Here is a 16,236-nt window from a genome sequence, read left to right on the forward strand (position 1 = left end):
CTAAGCGGGTTTTTCGCTTAACACTACTGGGAACAAAAATGGCAGGACCTCGAATGCTCAAAGAAGAAATCGATGAAGCAAAGCGTGCTGTAAATACGGATACCGTTCAGATTACAATCGGGGAGGTGGGTAACATGTACACTTCCAAGGAATTAAATATTCTTCCGGACTTCCAGCGGTTGTTCCGATGGACAAACGAGAGAAAGTCAAATTTTGTCGAGTCTATACTAATAGGAATTCCAGTCCCTCCGGTATTTGTGTACGAAAATGGAGACGGAACCTGGGAGTTGATCGACGGCCTGCAGCGAATATCCACACTGCTCGAGTTCATGGGCGTGTTGAAGGACGTCGACTCCGGCGAAAATCGTCGGTCTCAACTTCAAAAGACCAAGTATCTACCATCACTTCAAGGTATGGTTTGGGAGCAAAAGGCAGCTGTCGAGGTGCCGCTCGACAAAGCCCTGCAACTGTTTTTCCGCAGGGCGCGGGTGGACTTCCAGATTCTTAAGCACCCCAGCGACCCCAAGACCAAGTTCGATCTCTTCCAGCGCCTCAACCGAGGCGGTGCCTACGCCAACGAGCAGGAGGTGAGGACCTGCTCCATGGTTTTGGCGAACGCCGAGTTCACTCAGGCGATACGTCAATTCGCGCAGCGAGACGACGTTAAGGGCATTTTTCAGATCACGAATGAGCAGAAGGGCACTCAGCGAGATGTGGAATACATCGTTCGGCTAATCGTACACACGTTTGCCGACTACGACCGCAGCTTGGACGTACAAGAATTCCTTGATGCCACAGTTGTCGACATCCTGGCCGGGAAAGACCGTGCAGAAGTGATGCAAACTATCACTTGGACGGTGGAGACTCTTCATAGAGTGCTCGGCAACGGAGCGTTGATCCCACCGCAGGATGCCGGCGAAGGCATCGCAAATCGATTTTCCTTGCGGGCGCTTGAAGCCATTGCTGTGGGGATCGGGCGGAACAAGGCCGCGATCATGGCTCACGTAAACCCAGATCAATTTGTCGCTGAAAGGATCCAGACCTTCTGGCAACAGCCCCAGGTCGCTGACATGAGCGCATCCGGATTACGTGGCACCGTAAGATTGCAACGGACCATTCCGTTTGGGGAGCGGTGGTTCAACCCCGATGCCTAAACTGGATGACTTCTTTGATGAGATCGACACCGCAAGGGTGCGCCGCGCGAAGGAGCTTTCCGAAGTTAAGAGGTCATTTGGCCAACTCACCAGCGGTGACGTTTATGGCGTTGCGTCGAAGGCGGTTGTCGTGCTCGCCTACGCCAATTGGGAGGGCTTCTACAATGAGTGCGTTCGCGCTTACCTGAGATTCTTGGTTGAGAAAGGCGGCAAGGTTCGTGACAAAGACTGGATGCTTTTGGTCAGCGCGTTTCATGCGGATTTCGAAAGCATGCGAGACCGAAACCATTCGTTCGATTCGCGCCAGGCGTTCGTAAAGAAGCTGCAGGCTCGGATCGACTGCGGATTCGATGCGGTTGATGGGAAACTTGTCGAAGCTCGTTCTAACCTGGACTTTGCAAGGCTATCAGAGAACTATGGCCTTCTCAATTTTGATCTATCTACAATGCAAAAGGTCCGAAATCGATTAGACAAGGAACTGGTCGGTTGGCGACATGCGGTCGCTCATGGCGACTCTCCCGACCTGACAACGATGGATGTCGAGGCGCACATCAGTTTCACGTCTTCACTCTTGATACTGATTGCGGACCGATTTCAGTTTGCGATGCTGGCAAGGATTTAGTCGAATTTGAGAACTCGTCGCCGTCGGCCACCGCTTCGGCGGCCCATTGTCAATAAAGGGCGGCACATAGTGCATTTCCGCTCGGCACCCATTTCGGCATTCGCGGCAAGCTACACCGGTTATGGAATGATGAGGTGCATAGACCGCAGGAGCACTCTACTCCTTCGCAGCCCCTGCCGCCTTGATGTCCAGCAGCCCGTAGCCGAAATCATTGTCGCGTCCCTTTGGGCCGAGATCCCTGGCCGTCGCCGCGAGCGCTTTCTCGATGTCGTCGGCCGAACGATCAGGCGCGGCATGGATGAGATTGGCGATGGCGCCACTCACGATCGCCGCCGCAAACGAGGTGCCTGTGACCACGTCCGAACCGCCGCCGCTCGGCGCCACCATCTCGACGCCGGGCGCCGAGATGAAGACATAGGCGCCGCGATTGGCCTGCGGCATCAGCCCATCCTTGGCGTCGGTGGCGGTGACTGCGATGACACCATCGAAGGCCGCCGGATAGCCATAGGGCGCCTTCGGCCCGTTGTTGCCGGCTGCGGCGACCAGCACCATGCCGAGTGCGCGGGCATTGCGGCAGGCGACGCCGAGCAAATCGTTCTTCGGCCCGACGAAGCTCATATTGATGATGCGCACGTCCTGTTCCGCCGCCCAGTCGAGCGCCGACAGGATGACGTCCATGGTCGACTTGCCGCCCTCGAAGGCGCGGGCGTGATAGATTTTTGCGCCCGGCGCCATGCCTTCCAGCACGCCGACGCCGGCGATCAGCCCGTCGATCGACGTGCCGTGATCGCGCTTTTCGATCGGCACGTCGGGCATGGCGTCGAACTGCCCGGCAATGACGCCCGACAGCGCCGGGTTGGTGTCGTCGATGCCGGTGTCGATCACCGCGATGCGAACGTTTTCGCCGCTGGCCTGTTTGGAATCGAGCGCGATATGATCGAACGCATAGTTGACGATGCCGGCGGCCTGCTGCAGCGAATACACATGATTGGGCTCGCGCCGCTGTGTGCGGCCGTCGGCGGCCAGTTGCGCCAGCACGACGCCGACGGGCCGGCCGTCGGGAATGCCGAAGCGCACCAGCGTGGTGCCAAGCAGCCGCGACTGGCGCTGCGAGCGCACCTGCAGGCCGAAGGAGGCGGCGATCTGCTGCACGGCACCGGCATCGCCGTCGACGGTCACCAGCACCTCGTCGGGCACGAAATCGCCGACCACGGCGCGCCGCGGCTGAACGGCGATGAGATCGGTCGGCGAGACGATCGGGCCGCCAGGCGGGGGGCCGGCTTGAGTATCGGCAGGCAGCGTCGCGGGTGCCGGCCGTGGCGTCGGCACAGGGGTCGGAGGCGCCTCCGGGTTGGGAAACAGGTCGACGATCAGCGCCGGCAGGAAGACGGCGCCGGATTGGCCTGCGTCCGATCCGCCCTTTGTGTCATTGCCGTTCTTGGCGCAGTCGGCTCCCGCCGCATTGGTCCCGTCGCGGCAGTCGATTTTGGTCTGGTCTGGATTGGGGTCGTTGGTCTGCGCCGACGCGGGCACGGCGACGATTGTCATCGCCGCCGCAAGCATTGCCGCAAATCGAATGACTGCCTCAGCCGCCATCAACCGGTTTCCTTCCCTCGATCACAGTTTCCGTGAAAGCCTGGGCGGCAACAAGGCCGATTTGCTTGTTGTAGTCGGCAGCGGTCGGGGCCGGAATGCCAAGCCGGAACACGCCGTCGGCGGTCGGTCCGCCGATGATCTTCAGCCCGTTGCTGCCGAGGAAGGCGGATATGTCCGACATGTTGGCATCCGGCTTGAACTTGACCAGGGCGAACGGCATTTTCGCCGGATCGTTTTCCGCGCCGGCAATCTCGAAATCATTGCCTTTGCCGCCTGGTTCGACAAACGACTGCACCATGACCAGGGCCAGCAGAACCGCGGCTGCCGCCCAGGCGACACCGACCGGCACCGCCATGAAGCGGCCCCAGGCCTGCGCCAGCCAGGACGATCCTGCCGGCTTGCGCGCAGGCCCGGCCTCGGCGTCGAGTGCCTTGGCAAAGCGGCTGAGCGCATCGGCCGGCGGCCGGATTGCTTCGTTGGCGGCCGTGGCGCCGGAGAATTCGGCTTCAGCCTCACCAAGGGCGGCAAGTGCGGCCGGATCGCTGGCCAGCCATTCCTCGACCGCTTCCAGATCGGAACCTTCCAGCGAGCCGTTCAGGTAGAACGGCAGCAGCGTTTCCATTTCGTCGCGGCGCGACATCTTTTCAGCGGCGCTCATGGCCACCCCCTGTCGTAACCGGCGGCCTTGAGGGCCTCTCCGAGTTTCTTGCGGGCGTAGAACATCCGGGTCTTGACGGTGGCGACCGGAATGTCGAGCACCTCGCCGATCTCGCTCACCGACTGTCCGTGATAATAGGCAAGATCGATGACGACGCGATGCTCTTCGGGCAAGGTGTCGACGAAGCGCCGCAGGGCGGCGGCCTTGTCTTCCTTCATGGTGACGACTTCCGGCGTGTCGGCGCCGTCGGGCACCGCGGCGGCGGCCTCGTCGTCGATCCAGTCTTCCTTCTTCTTGCGCAGAAAGGACAGCGCCTTGAAACGGGCGATGCCGAGCAGCCATGTCGAGACTTCGGAGCGCCCTTCGAAGCCCGGCGCCTGGCGCCACAGCTCGAGGAAGACTTCGTTGGCGATATCGTCGGCCATCATTTCCGATCCCGTCTGGCGCGTCACGAAGCGGTAGACCCGCGCATGGTGACGCATGAACAGGAGCCGCACGGCGGCACGGTCGCCCTTCGCGACCCGGTCGACGAGAGCGCGATCGGTCTCCGTCGCTGCCGTCATGGCCGGTCGAGCCGCCTGGCTCCTGTCTGCTCTGTCGCTGATCGGTCCAAAAAGGTTCATCCTCCGCCAAGGAATTTTTAGGAGGCTAACCGAAGAGCGGGGCGGTTGCCAGAGCATCCCTTCTCCCCCGTCACTATACGGGGAGAAGGTGCCGGCAGGCGGATGAGGGGCGGCGCCGGCGTTCGCTGTTCATATGCCATGTTGGCGCTGCCCTCATCCTTACCCTCTTCCCGTAAAGGACGGGGAGAGGGGGACGCCAACGGAGCGCTTGTCACCCCAAAAACGGCTTCGCCTTCATCGTCTCCGGTATTGCCACACCCAGCCGGCTCAGCACTGTCGGCGCCAGCTGCAGCTGGTCGAGCAGCGTGTCGGCCTGCGGACCCTTATCTTGTCCAAAATAGTACAGCGCGAAATCCTGCATCTCGTCGTCATGGCCGCCATGATGGCCACGATCGGTCTGGCCGTGATCGGCGGTGACGATCACCTCATAGCCGGCTTCGATCCAGCGCGGCAGGAAGGCCGCCAGCATGCCGTCCATCGCATAGACAGCGTGGTCCATCTCATGGCAGTCGTGGCCGAAGCGGTGCCCCATCGAATCCAGCGTGCAGGTGTGCAGGATGCCGTAGTCGATGCCATGGCGTTTCGTCAGCATCGTCAGTGTCGCGAACAGGTCGACATCGCTCGGCGTCATCTGGTTGCGAAGATTGTAACCGGTCATGGTGTGGAAGCGGCCATGCGTGATCGGCCCGCTTGGCTCGTCGAATTCCATGTCCTCGACCAGGTCGAACGGATAGGCGCGGAAGAACTCCGACCAGTAGGAATGGGTCACCGCCCCCGTCTTGCCGCCTGCCTTGCTGACCTCGGAGAAGATATCGGGCTGCTCGACGCGGAACCGGTTCTCGTTGGAGAGAATCCCGTGCACCTGCGGTGAGACCCCGGTGTGGATCGACGCATAGCAGCAGGCCGAGGTCGACGGCAGCACCGAGCGCATCTTCCAGACGCGCGCCTCGCCCGATTGCACCCAACCTTCGAGATTGCCCATCAGCCGGCGCCAGTTCCGGTAGGGCACGCCATCGAGGATGATCAGCAGAAGCTTGGATTTGAGCGCCATGAGCTGCTCCATGCGGTTGGCGGTTGAAACGGGAACGCCGTGTGCCGTCCCGGGCACACGGCGTTCTTGATAGATGAAATCGGACGATCAGAGTCCGCTCAAGCGTTGAGCCAGCACTCGGCAAGCGCGTAGCCGTCCATCATTTCGCCGATAGGGCTCTTGGCATAGCCGCCGATCTTGTTGGTGGCGGCCGCGTCGATGAACTGGTTGAAGAAGGGCACGATCAGCCCGCCTTCGTCACGCATCATCACTGCCATATCGTGGTAGATCGCCTGGCGCTTGGCCTGGTCGAGCTCGCCGCGCGCGGTAAACAGCATCTTGTCGAATTCCGGCCGCTTGAAGCGCGTGTCGTTCCAGTCGGCGGTCGAGACATAGCCGGTGGAATACATCTGGTCCTGCGTGGCGCGTCCGCCCCAGTAGGAGAGCGAGAAAGGCTGCTTGTTCCAGACCTCAGACCAGTAGCCGTCGCCGGGTTCGCGCTTGATCTCGATCTTGATGCCGGCTTTGGCGCAGGACTGCTGATAGAGCTGTGCGGCATCGACGGCGCCCGGAAAAGCGACGTCCGAGGTGCGCAGCACGATCGAGCCGCTGTGGCCGGATTTCTTGTAGGCTGCCGCTGCCTTTTCCGGGTCGAACTTGCGCTGTTCGATGTCGGCGGAAAACAGCGGATAGGCCTCGTTGATCGGGAAGTCGTTACCCACCGAGCCATAGCCGCGCAGGATCTTTTCCAGCATCTCGTCGCGGTCCATGGCTAGCTTCAGCGCCATGCGCAGGTCGTTGCTGTCGAAAGGTGCGGTGTCGCAGAACATGTTGAACGGATAGTAGCCTTTGCCCGAGACGTTCTCGATGGAAACGCCGGCGATGCGCTTGACCAGATCGACGACCTTGGGTTCGACGCGGTTGATCATGTGCACCTGGCCGCCCTGCAAGGCTGCAAGCCGTGCGGTCGCATCATTGATGACGATGATCTCGACCTGGTCGGCATGGCCGGCCTTGTCGCGCAGCCAGTAATTGGCGAAACGCTCGCCGCCATGGCGCACGCCGGGCTGGTTGACGCTAACTTTATAGGGACCGGCGCTGATGCCGGCGTTCGGATCGTCCTTGCCGCCATTCGGCTGGATGGTGAGATGATAGTCGGCCATCAGATAGGGGAAGTCGGCATCGGCGTCGCCGAGCGTGACGATGACCTCCTTGCCGCTCGCCTTGATCCCCTTGATGTTCTTGAGGATGCCGAGTGCTCCGGACTTGGACTTCTCATCCGCATGTCGCTCGATGGTGGCGGCAACATCCTCCGCGCCGACCGTCTTGCCATTGTGGAACTCGATGCCGTCGCGGATCTTGATTGTCCATGTCTTGGCGTCGGCCGAGGCGCCAATCTCCTCGGCAATCAGGTTGACCAGCTTGTTGTCCGGTGTGAGGCGCACGAGATACTCGCCCCAAAGCTTGCCGAAGCTGAAGGTAACCTGGCTGAGGTTCAACGCCGGATCGAGACTGTTGGTGGATTCACCGCCCTGCAGGCCGGCCTTGATGATACCGCCCTTCACCGCCGTCTGGGCAAATGCCTTGCCGGCCAGCGCCGGCATCAGGGCCGCCGATACGCCGAGCGCGGCGGCGCGCCCGAGAAAGGCGCGACGCGATATCCGGCCTTGACCGGCGAGTTCAGCGAGATAATCGAATTCAGTCTTCATGTCCTACCCCTGTTTAAAAGTCGTGCGAGCGGCGCTTGTCCCGAAGGACGTGTGGCGTTCTAGTGTTGCATCCGGATGACGGTCGCCGGCGCCCCGATGTGGCGGCTTGATCTGACGCGATTTCCAGGGAAGCGCCCTGCATTTCTTCCGGGAGTACTGGTCTCCAGTTTTCCCGGAATTGCTTTAGTTCCCCGCGCTGGCCATGCGCCGTCCCTTGATTGCCTTTTCCAGCCAGCCGATTTCCATCTCTGGAACCGAGGAGAGCAGCAGGTCGGTGTAGGCGTCGAAGGGCGGGCTCAGCACCTTGCTCTTGGGGCCGTAGCGCACCACCTCGCCGCGATACATCACCGCGATCGAATCGGCGATCGACTTCACAGTGGCGAGGTCATGCGTGATGAACAGATAGGCGACGTTCTCTTCCTTCTGCAGCTCGAGCAGCAGCTCGAGAATGCCGTGTGCCACCAGCGGATCGAGTGCCGAGGTGACCTCGTCGCAGATAATCAACTTGGGCTTGGCGGCAAGCGACCGGGCAATGCAGACGCGCTGCTTCTGGCCGCCGGAAAGCTCGGCCGGGTAGCGGTCGGAAAAGCCCTTGCCCATCTCGATCTTGTCGAGCAGTTCGGTAACGCGCCTGTCACGCTCGCGGCCGCGCATGCCGAAATAGAACTCCAGCGGCCGGCCGATGATGGTGGCGACGGTCTGGCGGGGATTCATCGCCACGTCGGCCATCTGATAGATCATCTGCAGCTGGCGCAAATCCTCCTTCGGCCGGTCGGCCAGCCGGTTCGCCAGCGGGCGCCCGTCGAAGGTGACGGTGCCCTGTTCGGGCGGCAGCAGACCGGTGATGGCGCGCGCCAGCGTCGACTTGCCAGAGCCGGACTCGCCGACCACGGCAAGCGTCTGTCCCGGATAGATGTCGACGGAGACGTTTTTCAGCACCTTGATATGGCTGCCGCCATAGGCGGCGGTGATGTTCTTCACCGACAGGAACGGTGCCGTGCCGGGCTTCTGCTCCTGGTGTTCGATCTCATGCACCGAGACAAGCGCGTTGGTGTATTCCTGACGCGGCTCCTTGATGATCTGCCGCGTGCCGCCCCATTCGACCAGCCTTCCATGGCGCAGCACCATGATCTCGTCGGAGACCTGGGCGACGACGGCAAGGTCGTGCGTGATGTAGAGCGCAGCGACATGGGTGTCGCGGATGGCGTCCTTTATCGCCGCCAGCACGTCGATCTGCGTCGTCACATCGAGCGCCGTTGTGGGCTCGTCGAAGACGATCAGGTCCGGCTCGGAGCAGAGCGCCATCGCCGTCATCACACGCTGCAACTGGCCGCCCGAAACCTGGTGCGGAAAACGCTCGCCGATGGTTTCGGGGTTGGGCAGGCTGAGCTTCTTGAACAGCGCAACCGCGCGCTTCTCGGCCTCGGCTCGTGTCGCGGTGCCGTGCAGCAGCGTGGCTTCCACCACCTGGTCCATCAGTCTGTGCGCCGGATTGAAGGCCGCTGCCGCCGACTGCGCGACATAGCAGACTTCGCGGCCGCGTAATTTGCGGAAGCCATCCTTGCCGCCCTTGAGGATGTCGCGGCCGTTCAGGATGACCTCGCCGCCGGTGATGCGTACGCCGCCGCGGCCATAGCCCATCGACGACAGACCGATGGTCGACTTGCCGGCCCCGGATTCGCCGATCAGGCCGAGCACCTTGCCCTTCTCGAGCGTCAGCGAGACATCGTGCACCAGCACGATGTTCTTCGGCGGCTCTCCGGGCGGGAAGACGGTGGCCTCGATGCGCAGATTGCGGATGTCGAGCAACAAGCCAGGTTTCGCTTTGGTGTCGGCCATCACCCGCGTCCTCCCTTGAGGCTTGTCGTCCGGTTGAGCACCCAGTCGGCAACCAGGTTGACGGAAATCGCCAGCAAGGCGATCGCCGCCGCCGGGATGAGTGCGGCCGCGATGCCGAAGACGATGCCGTCCTTGTTTTCCTTGACCATGCCGCCCCAGTCGGCGTCCGGTGGCTGCACGCCAAGGCCGAGGAACGACAGCGTCGACAGGAACAGCACCGCGTAGATGAAGCGCAGACCGAGTTCGGAAACCAGCGGCGACAATGCGTTGGGCAGGATCTCGCGGAAGATGATCCAGCCGCTGCCCTCACCACGCAGTTTCGCCGCCTCGACATAGTCCATGACGTTGATGTCGACGGCGACCGCGCGCGACAGGCGATAGACGCGGGTCGAGTCCAGAATGCCCATCACCAGGATCAGCGTCACCAGATTGGTAGGCAGCACGGACAGCACGACGAGACCCATGATCAGCGTCGGGATAGACATCAAGAGATCGACGAGGCGCGACAGCAGCGTATCGAACCAGCCGCCGAACACCGCCGCCGAGAAGCCGAGGATGGCGCCGAGCGAGAATGACAGCGCGGTGGCCAGCACCGCGATGAACAAAGTGATGCGGGCACCGTAGATCATGCGCGAAAGCAGGTCGCGGCCGAGATTGTCGGTGCCCAGCAAATGGGCAGCCGACATCGGTTCCCAGACATCGCCGACGATTTCGCCATTGCCGTGCGGTGCGATCCACGGTGCGAAGACCGCCGCCAGCACGAACAGCGTCGTCAGGATAATGCCGATCAGCGCGGGGATGGGGATGCGTTTGATATCGAGCATATCCGCCCCCTATTTCGGGTGTCTGAGACGCGGATTGGCGACGATAGCCCCGATGTCCGCAATGATGTTCAGGCTGATGTAGACGGCGGCGAAGATCAGGCCGACCGCCTGCACCACCGGCACGTCGCGTTTGGTGACGTGGTCGACGAGATACTGCCCCATGCCCGGATAGACGAAGATCACCTCGACCACGACGACGCCGACGATCAGATAGGCGAGGTTGAGCATGACGACGTTGACGATCGGCGCGATGGCATTGGGGAAGGCGTGCTTGCGGATGACGTTGAAGGCCGACAGGCCTTTCAGTTCCGCCGTCTCGACATAGGCCGACTGCATGACATTGAGGATCGCCGCGCGTGTCATGCGCATCATGTGGGCGAGCACGACCAGCGTCAGCGCTGCCGCCGGCAGGGCGATCGCCTGCATGCGCTCGCCAAAAGGCATGCCGTCATAGACGGTCGAGATGCCGGGGAAGATTTGCCATTTCACGGCGAAGAAATAGACCAGCACGTAGCCGATGAAGAACTCGGGAAAGGAGGTCGAGGCCAGCGCCAGCCCGGAGATCAGCTTGTCGACCCAGCCATTGCGATAGCGTACCGCGATCAGGCCGAGGATGATCGCCAGCGGCACGGCGACGATCGCTGCCCAGAAGGCGAGGAACAGCGTGTTCCACAGCCGTCCCTTGATCGACGTGGCGATATCCTGCCCGCTCGACATGGCCGTGCCGAGATCGCCGGTCAGCACGCCGCCCAGCCAATGAAAATACCTGAGATAGGCTGGCTGGTTGAGCCCGAGTTGCTCGCGCAGATTGGCGAGCGACTCCGGTGTCGCCGATTGTCCGAGAATGGCTTGCGCGACGTCGCCGGGCAAGATCTGGGTGCCGGCGAAGATCAGGACCGAAACGGCCAACAAGAGGAGAATGCCCAGCGCAACGCGCTGGGCCACCAGTTTCAAGATGGGTGAGGACATATCCGCAAGGCCAAGCTCAGGCTTCGAGCCAGCACTTCGCCAGCGCGTAACCGTTCATCAGCTCCTGATGTGGATCGTCGACCCAGCCGTCGACCTTGGCGCCGGTAGCGTCGATGAACTGGTTGAACATCGGCAAGATCAGGCCACCTTCGTCGCGGACCAGGACAGCCATGTCATGGTACATCTGCTTGCGCTTGGTCTCGTCTAGCTCGGCGCGCGCGGCCAGCACCATTTTGTCGAAGTCCGGGCGCTTGAAACGCGTGTCGTTCCAGTCGGCGGTCGACAGATAAGCGGTGGAGTACATCTGGTCCTGGGTCGAGCGGCCACCCCAGTAGGAAGCGCAGAAGGGCTGCTTGTTCCAGACCTCGTTCCAATAGCCGTCACCGGGCTCACGCTTGAGCTCGATCTTGATGCCGGCCTTGGCAGCGCTCTGCTGGAAGAGCTGGGAAGCGTCGACGGCGCCCGGGAAAGCGACGTCCGAAGTCCGCAGCAGCACGGCGCCGTCATGGCCCGACTTCTTGAAGTGGAACTTGGCCTTGTCGGGATCGTACTTGCGCTGCTCGATATCAGTGAACAGCGGGTAGGAAGCGTTGATCGGGAAATCGTTGCCGATCGAACCGTAGCCACGCAGGATCTTGTCGAGCATTTCTTCGCGGTCGATGGCCAGCTTCAGGGCCATGCGCAGATCGTTGTTGTCGAAGGGGGCGGTGTTGCAATGCGCGATGAAGACATAGTGGCCAGGACCCGCATGGTTGCGGATGGTCACGCCAGGCAGGCGCTTGATCAGGTCGACGATCTTCGGCTCGACGCGGTTGATCATGTTGACCTGGCCGCCTTGCAGGGCGGCGGTGCGCGCCGTCGCATCGTTGATGACGATGATCTCGATCTGGTCGGCATGGCCCATCTTGTCGCCCTGCCAATAATTGGCGAAACGCTCGCCGCCATGGCGCACGCCGGGCTCATTGGTCGTGACCTTGTAAGGACCGGCCGAGATGCCTGCGTCGGCCTTATCCTTGCCGCCATTCGGTTGGACGATCAGGTGATAGTCGCTGAGCAAATAGGGCAGATCGGCATTGGCTTCCTTCAGGGTCAGCACGACTTCCTTGCCGCTGGCCTTGATGGTCTCGATGCCCTTCATGTAGCCGAGCGCGCCGGATTTCGACTTCTCGTCGGAATGGCGCTCAAGTGTGGCGGCCACGTCCTCGGCGGTCACCGTCTTGCCGTTGTGGAATTCGACGCCGTCGCGGATCTTCAGCGTCCATACCTTGGCGTCGTCCGACGAGCCGATCTCCTCGGCGATGCGGTTCTCGAGCTTGCCTTCCGGCGAAAGCTCGACGATCAATTCGCCCCACATCTTGCCGAAGGCGAACGGCACCTGAGTCATGAACAGTGCCGGATCAAGGCTGTTGGTGGACTCGCCGCCGACAAGTCCGGCCTTCAGAGTGCCGCCTTTGACCGGACCTGCCGCGCGTGCCGCGCTTGAAAGCAGCGAGTTGGCGAAGGGCGCGGAGATACCGAGCGCCGCCGCCCGGCCGAGAAAATCACGACGGCTCAGTTTGCCCGACGCGACACGCCGGCTAAGAAATTCCAGTTCGTTCGACATTTTGAGTTCCTCACTCTGTTGGTTCGACTCTGCGGTCGTTTTACTTGTTTCTTGTGAGGAGAATAATGACCGCAAGGGAAAGCGGTAAGCAAGACCGAATGCGACATGCCGTGGCGTAAATCGTACGTCGCAATTGGACCAATGAACTCGGTGCTCAAAGAAGCGCGCGCGGCACCTTCTCCTCGAAATTACGCTCGAAGACGAGCGTTTCGTCCTCATAGGCCTCGATTCTGGCGCTGACGATGAAGTTTTGCGCGTCCGATCGCATTTCGGCTGTCGTTTCGGTGCGTACCGACCATCCGTTTCGCGACAGGGTCTGCGTCCAGTGCGTCTTCCCCGAGGCCGACAGCGGGTCGTCGGGATGGATCGTCCAGGTCTCGCGGGCGATGCTGCCATTGGCGAGGCCATGAGCGAGATCGCGCACCTCGCCGAAATCATCAACGATGGAAAGCGTCACGATTCCCGTCTTTTCGTCACGATCGATATGGCGCTCGGAATTGCTGGCGCGGATCGTCTCCGTTGCCCAGGGAGTGGCACCTTCCGGCTCGGCGAACGCCGCTTCATCGTCTGTCGCCAACGGCCGCAGCGGCAAGCGGAGCGTCGCCGCCGATAAGGTCAGCCGGACCGGCTCCGGCGACGGCCAGATGGCAGGCCAATAGGCGTTCGAAACGGCAACACGCAGGTGGTGGCCGGGCGGAACGCGATAGCCGCATTGATCGAGCACGACGCGTACTGAGATGGTTTCGCCCGGCACCAGGGCTTCCGGGAACTCGTGCGAGTTGCGATGCGTCAGGTTGAGCACGCCGTAGGAAATCAGCTCCGACGCGCCATCGGGATGCACGTCACAGAGTCGGATCGCGATGTTGGCCTGCGGACGGTCGGAGGACAGCCGCAATTCGACTTCCGCGGTGCCGACGATGTCGATGGCCTGACTGAGTTCCGTCTGGTCGAAACACACCGACAGCGCATCGTCGGGGCGCTGATCGCCTGGCAGTTCGGGGCCGAAGGTGAAGGGAAAATACTCGCCGCCAGCCAAGCCGCAGCTTTGCGGCGAGGCAACGATGGCGGGTTTTTCCGTTGCGGGGATCAGATCGACCGCCTGCGTCTTGATGGTTGGCGAGGGCCATTGCTGCTCGGCAATCCAGCGGCCGGGACGCTCGGGGTGCCAGCGCGCCGGACGCACGCTGTCCATGACATAGGCGCGGTAGGCCGGGTCGGACTCGACACCGGTTTCGACACTCTTGAGCCAGCGGTCCCACCAGCGCAAGGCCTCTTGCAGGAAGCCGATGGCGGGTTTTGGTCCTGCGTAATGCGGGTATTTATGGATCCATGGCCCGATAATGCCCTTGACCGGGGCTTCGATGTTGCTGGCCAGATGCGAGACGGTGTTGCGGTAGCCGTCATGCCAGCCGCCGATCGACAGAACCGCGGCTTTGACGGCGGAAAAATCCTCACAGATCGAGCCGCGCTTCCAGTAGGCATCACGGTGCTGGTGCTTCAGCCACAGCGGCGCCAGGAAGGATTGGTTCTCCAGCCGGGTCAGCCACAGATCGCGCCATCTGTTGTCGCCGGCCAGCAGCGGGTCCGGCGGCCGCGATGAGTAGGACAGCATGGTCGAGGCCCAGCCGAAGTTCTCGATCAGCAGGCAGCCGCCCTTGTAGTGAATGTCGTCGGCGTAGCGGTCGACGGTCGAGCACAAGCTGATCACCGCTTTGAGCGCCGGCGGCTGCTTGGCCGCCACCTGCAGGCAGTTGAAGCCGCCCCAGGAAATGCCCATCATGCCGACATTGCCGTTGCACCAGGGCTGGCTTGCCGCCCAGGCGATGATGTCGCAGGCGTCCTGCAATTCCTGCTCGGAATATTCGTCGTCCATCAGCCCTTCGGAATCGCCATTGCCGCGCATATCGACCCGGATCGAGGCGTAGCCGTGGCCGGCGAAATAGGGATGCGTCAGCTGATCGCGAAAGATGGTGCCGTCGCGCTTGCGGTAGGGCAGATGCTCCAGGATCGCCGGCACTGGATCGTCGCCGGCATCCTCCGGCATCCAGACCCGCGCCGACAGCCGGCAGCCATCCGGCATGACGATGCCCATATCCGGGAACTCGACGACCTTGCGGGGAAATTCGGTGACTGTTTTCATGGCCCGCATAACGCCCCGCGGCGCGACGACTTTCAATCACCATTCGCGACTGGAGCAGCGAAAAATGCGACCTGTGCCGCTACCGCAATTCATCCAGCAGTTCGGGATGTTTTTCCAGCAGCGTCATCAATTGAATGGTCGGGCCACTCGGCTCGATCAGGCCCCTTTCATACTTGTCGAAAGCATTCTCGCCGACCTTGAACAGGGATCCTGCCTCGCGCTGCGACAGATTGAGCTTTGTGCGCATGCGGCGGATGGTTGCCGGGGCCGGCACGCCATCGATCCTCTCCTTGAGGGCGCGTAGTGCGGCATCGACGGCAGCCATGTCGCCTCCGATATGCACACCCTCGTCACCGGATGCTGGATAGTAACCCGGAAGGTCGACAATTATGCTCTCGCCCTTGTACGCCACTGTGAATGGACGCACGTCACGCGTGAGCGTTTCCCCGGTTTCGGGGGAAATCATGGTCCGATTTTCTTCTCTTGTCGCCATGGTCATTTCTCCTTGAACGACATGACCGTGAACTCGGTCACGACATCCGCTTGGAATTTCACGTAGAGGATCAGGTCGCGCACGGGCACGTGATAGGCATCCTGCCAGACCCGGTGATCCGCAAAGGTCGTCATGGATTTCACGAACATTTTCCTCGTCATGCCGCCGATTACCTCGACGACGCCGGCACGGTCGAAGCCAAGGCCTGTGGCATCCCGCAGAGCGGACGTCGTGATCGCCAGCGTATCGACAGACCCGAACGTCGTCTTGATGGCATCAAGATCGTAGGTGGGCCTTCGTTTCTCCATGACGCAATATGCCACCATAAAGGTGGCAATTCAAGGGTGCCCCCCGGTAGGCCGAGAGCCCTAATTCAGCGGGATGTCGTTATCGTCCTTGTTCGCCTGATAGACGCCGGACAGATCATCGTAGCGCGCCGAAATCGCGCCGATGCGTATTTCCAGCCGTTGCCGCTCTACCTCGGGCAACGCTCGCACCAGCCTGCGGATAGAAAAGCTCTTCCAGTAGGCATTCTCGGCATTGTAGCCGCCGGGGTCGAGGGTGAAGACCTCTTTCAGGATCTTCAGATCGTGCGGGATGGCAAAACTGTCGCGCGAATCCTCGTGGCTGAACAGATAGTAGAAATTGTCGAAGCCAGTCCAGGTGATCGCCGACAGGCAGAGCGAGCAGGGCTCATGCGTGGCGAGGAAAATGGCGTCTCTTGTATCGACGCGCTCCGCCTTCGGCATTTCGTAGAAACGTTTCAGGCAGTGCACCTCGCCATGCCAGAGCGGGTTTTCCCTCTCGTTGTTGGTCTCGGCCAGCACCAGCGAACGGTCGTCCTTGCGCAGGATCGCCGCGCCGAACAGCTTGTTGCCATGGACAACACCGTCGGCCGTCTTCGGCACGATGTCGTGTTCGATCACGTCGAGCAGGCGGTCGATCAAAGAAATGTCGGTCATTTCAGGCTCTCCTG

At 61.6% G+C, this 16,236-nt stretch carries 15 protein-coding genes; 2 read left to right on the forward strand and 13 right to left on the reverse strand.

What is annotated here, in order from left to right; all coding sequences use genetic code 11:
- Positions 1–53 precede the first annotated feature (53 nt).
- Positions 54–1,154 (forward strand): DUF262 domain-containing protein, encoded by a 1,101-nt coding sequence (locus tag NKJ37_RS11925; RefSeq protein ID WP_352773881.1) that lies wholly within the window; start codon positions 54–56, stop codon positions 1,152–1,154.
- The gene (locus tag NKJ37_RS11930) at positions 1,147–1,776 is read left to right on the forward strand and encodes an MAE_28990/MAE_18760 family HEPN-like nuclease (RefSeq protein WP_352773882.1); all 630 of its coding nucleotides are present in this window, start codon (positions 1,147–1,149) and stop codon (positions 1,774–1,776) included. The genes NKJ37_RS11925 and NKJ37_RS11930 overlap by 8 nt, the downstream gene beginning before the upstream one ends.
- Positions 1,777–1,932: 156 nt before the next feature.
- Here NKJ37_RS11930 and NKJ37_RS11935 read toward each other — a convergent pair whose 3' ends face one another.
- The 13 genes from NKJ37_RS11935 to NKJ37_RS11995 form a co-directional block, all read right to left on the reverse strand.
- Positions 1,933–3,372, reverse strand: a complete 1,440-nt coding sequence (locus tag NKJ37_RS11935) for a S8 family serine peptidase (protein ID WP_352773883.1) — start codon at positions 3,370–3,372, stop codon at positions 1,933–1,935.
- Positions 3,362–4,030 carry a hypothetical protein gene (locus NKJ37_RS11940; RefSeq protein WP_023813645.1) on the reverse strand — a complete coding sequence of 223 codons (669 nt, stop codon included), beginning with the start codon at positions 4,028–4,030 and terminating at the stop codon, positions 3,362–3,364. The genes NKJ37_RS11935 and NKJ37_RS11940 overlap by 11 nt, the downstream gene beginning before the upstream one ends.
- The gene (locus NKJ37_RS11945) at positions 4,027–4,593 is read right to left on the reverse strand and encodes a sigma-70 family RNA polymerase sigma factor (RefSeq protein ID WP_352773884.1); all 567 of its coding nucleotides are present in this window, start codon (positions 4,591–4,593) and stop codon (positions 4,027–4,029) included. The genes NKJ37_RS11940 and NKJ37_RS11945 overlap by 4 nt, the downstream gene beginning before the upstream one ends.
- 271 nt (positions 4,594–4,864) lie before the next feature.
- Positions 4,865–5,704: an alkaline phosphatase family protein gene (locus NKJ37_RS11950; protein ID WP_023813643.1), complete on the reverse strand. Its 840-nt coding sequence runs from the start codon at positions 5,702–5,704 to the stop codon at positions 4,865–4,867.
- Between the two features lie 98 nt (positions 5,705–5,802).
- The gene (locus NKJ37_RS11955) at positions 5,803–7,392 is read right to left on the reverse strand and encodes an ABC transporter substrate-binding protein (RefSeq protein WP_352629893.1); all 1,590 of its coding nucleotides are present in this window, start codon (positions 7,390–7,392) and stop codon (positions 5,803–5,805) included.
- 183 nt (positions 7,393–7,575) lie between these two features.
- A complete protein-coding gene (locus NKJ37_RS11960; protein WP_352672745.1) occupies positions 7,576–9,231 on the reverse strand; it encodes an ABC transporter ATP-binding protein in 1,656 nt (551 codons plus the stop codon).
- The gene (locus NKJ37_RS11965) at positions 9,231–10,055 is read right to left on the reverse strand and encodes an ABC transporter permease (RefSeq protein WP_027039888.1); all 825 of its coding nucleotides are present in this window, start codon (positions 10,053–10,055) and stop codon (positions 9,231–9,233) included. Before NKJ37_RS11965 ends, NKJ37_RS11960 begins: the two co-directional genes overlap by 1 nt.
- A 9-nt stretch (positions 10,056–10,064) precedes the next feature.
- Positions 10,065–11,024 carry an ABC transporter permease gene (locus tag NKJ37_RS11970; protein WP_352773885.1) on the reverse strand — a complete coding sequence of 320 codons (960 nt, stop codon included), beginning with the start codon at positions 11,022–11,024 and terminating at the stop codon, positions 10,065–10,067.
- 16 nt (positions 11,025–11,040) lie between these two features.
- On the reverse strand, positions 11,041–12,627 hold the full coding sequence (locus tag NKJ37_RS11975) for an ABC transporter substrate-binding protein (protein WP_023813638.1): 1,587 nt from the start codon (positions 12,625–12,627) through the stop codon (positions 11,041–11,043).
- Positions 12,628–12,781: 154 nt separating this feature from the next.
- Entirely contained in the window at positions 12,782–14,767 is a 1,986-nt protein-coding gene (locus NKJ37_RS11980; protein ID WP_128302767.1) for a CocE/NonD family hydrolase, read from the reverse strand.
- A gap of 79 nt (positions 14,768–14,846) precedes the next feature.
- Positions 14,847–15,266 carry a type II toxin-antitoxin system MqsA family antitoxin gene (locus NKJ37_RS11985; protein ID WP_050592750.1) on the reverse strand — a complete coding sequence of 140 codons (420 nt, stop codon included), beginning with the start codon at positions 15,264–15,266 and terminating at the stop codon, positions 14,847–14,849.
- Complete coding sequence (locus NKJ37_RS11990) at positions 15,263–15,568, reverse strand: type II toxin-antitoxin system MqsR family toxin (RefSeq protein ID WP_128302768.1); 306 nt, start codon at positions 15,566–15,568, stop codon at positions 15,263–15,265. Before NKJ37_RS11990 ends, NKJ37_RS11985 begins: the two co-directional genes overlap by 4 nt.
- 60 nt (positions 15,569–15,628) lie before the next feature.
- Positions 15,629–16,222: a nucleoside deaminase gene (locus NKJ37_RS11995; protein WP_128302769.1), complete on the reverse strand. Its 594-nt coding sequence runs from the start codon at positions 16,220–16,222 to the stop codon at positions 15,629–15,631.
- Positions 16,223–16,236 lie beyond the last annotated feature (14 nt).

The sequence above is a fragment of the Mesorhizobium sp. M0140 genome (assembly GCF_040322475.1).
Classification (GTDB): Bacteria; Pseudomonadota; Alphaproteobacteria; order Rhizobiales; family Rhizobiaceae; genus Mesorhizobium.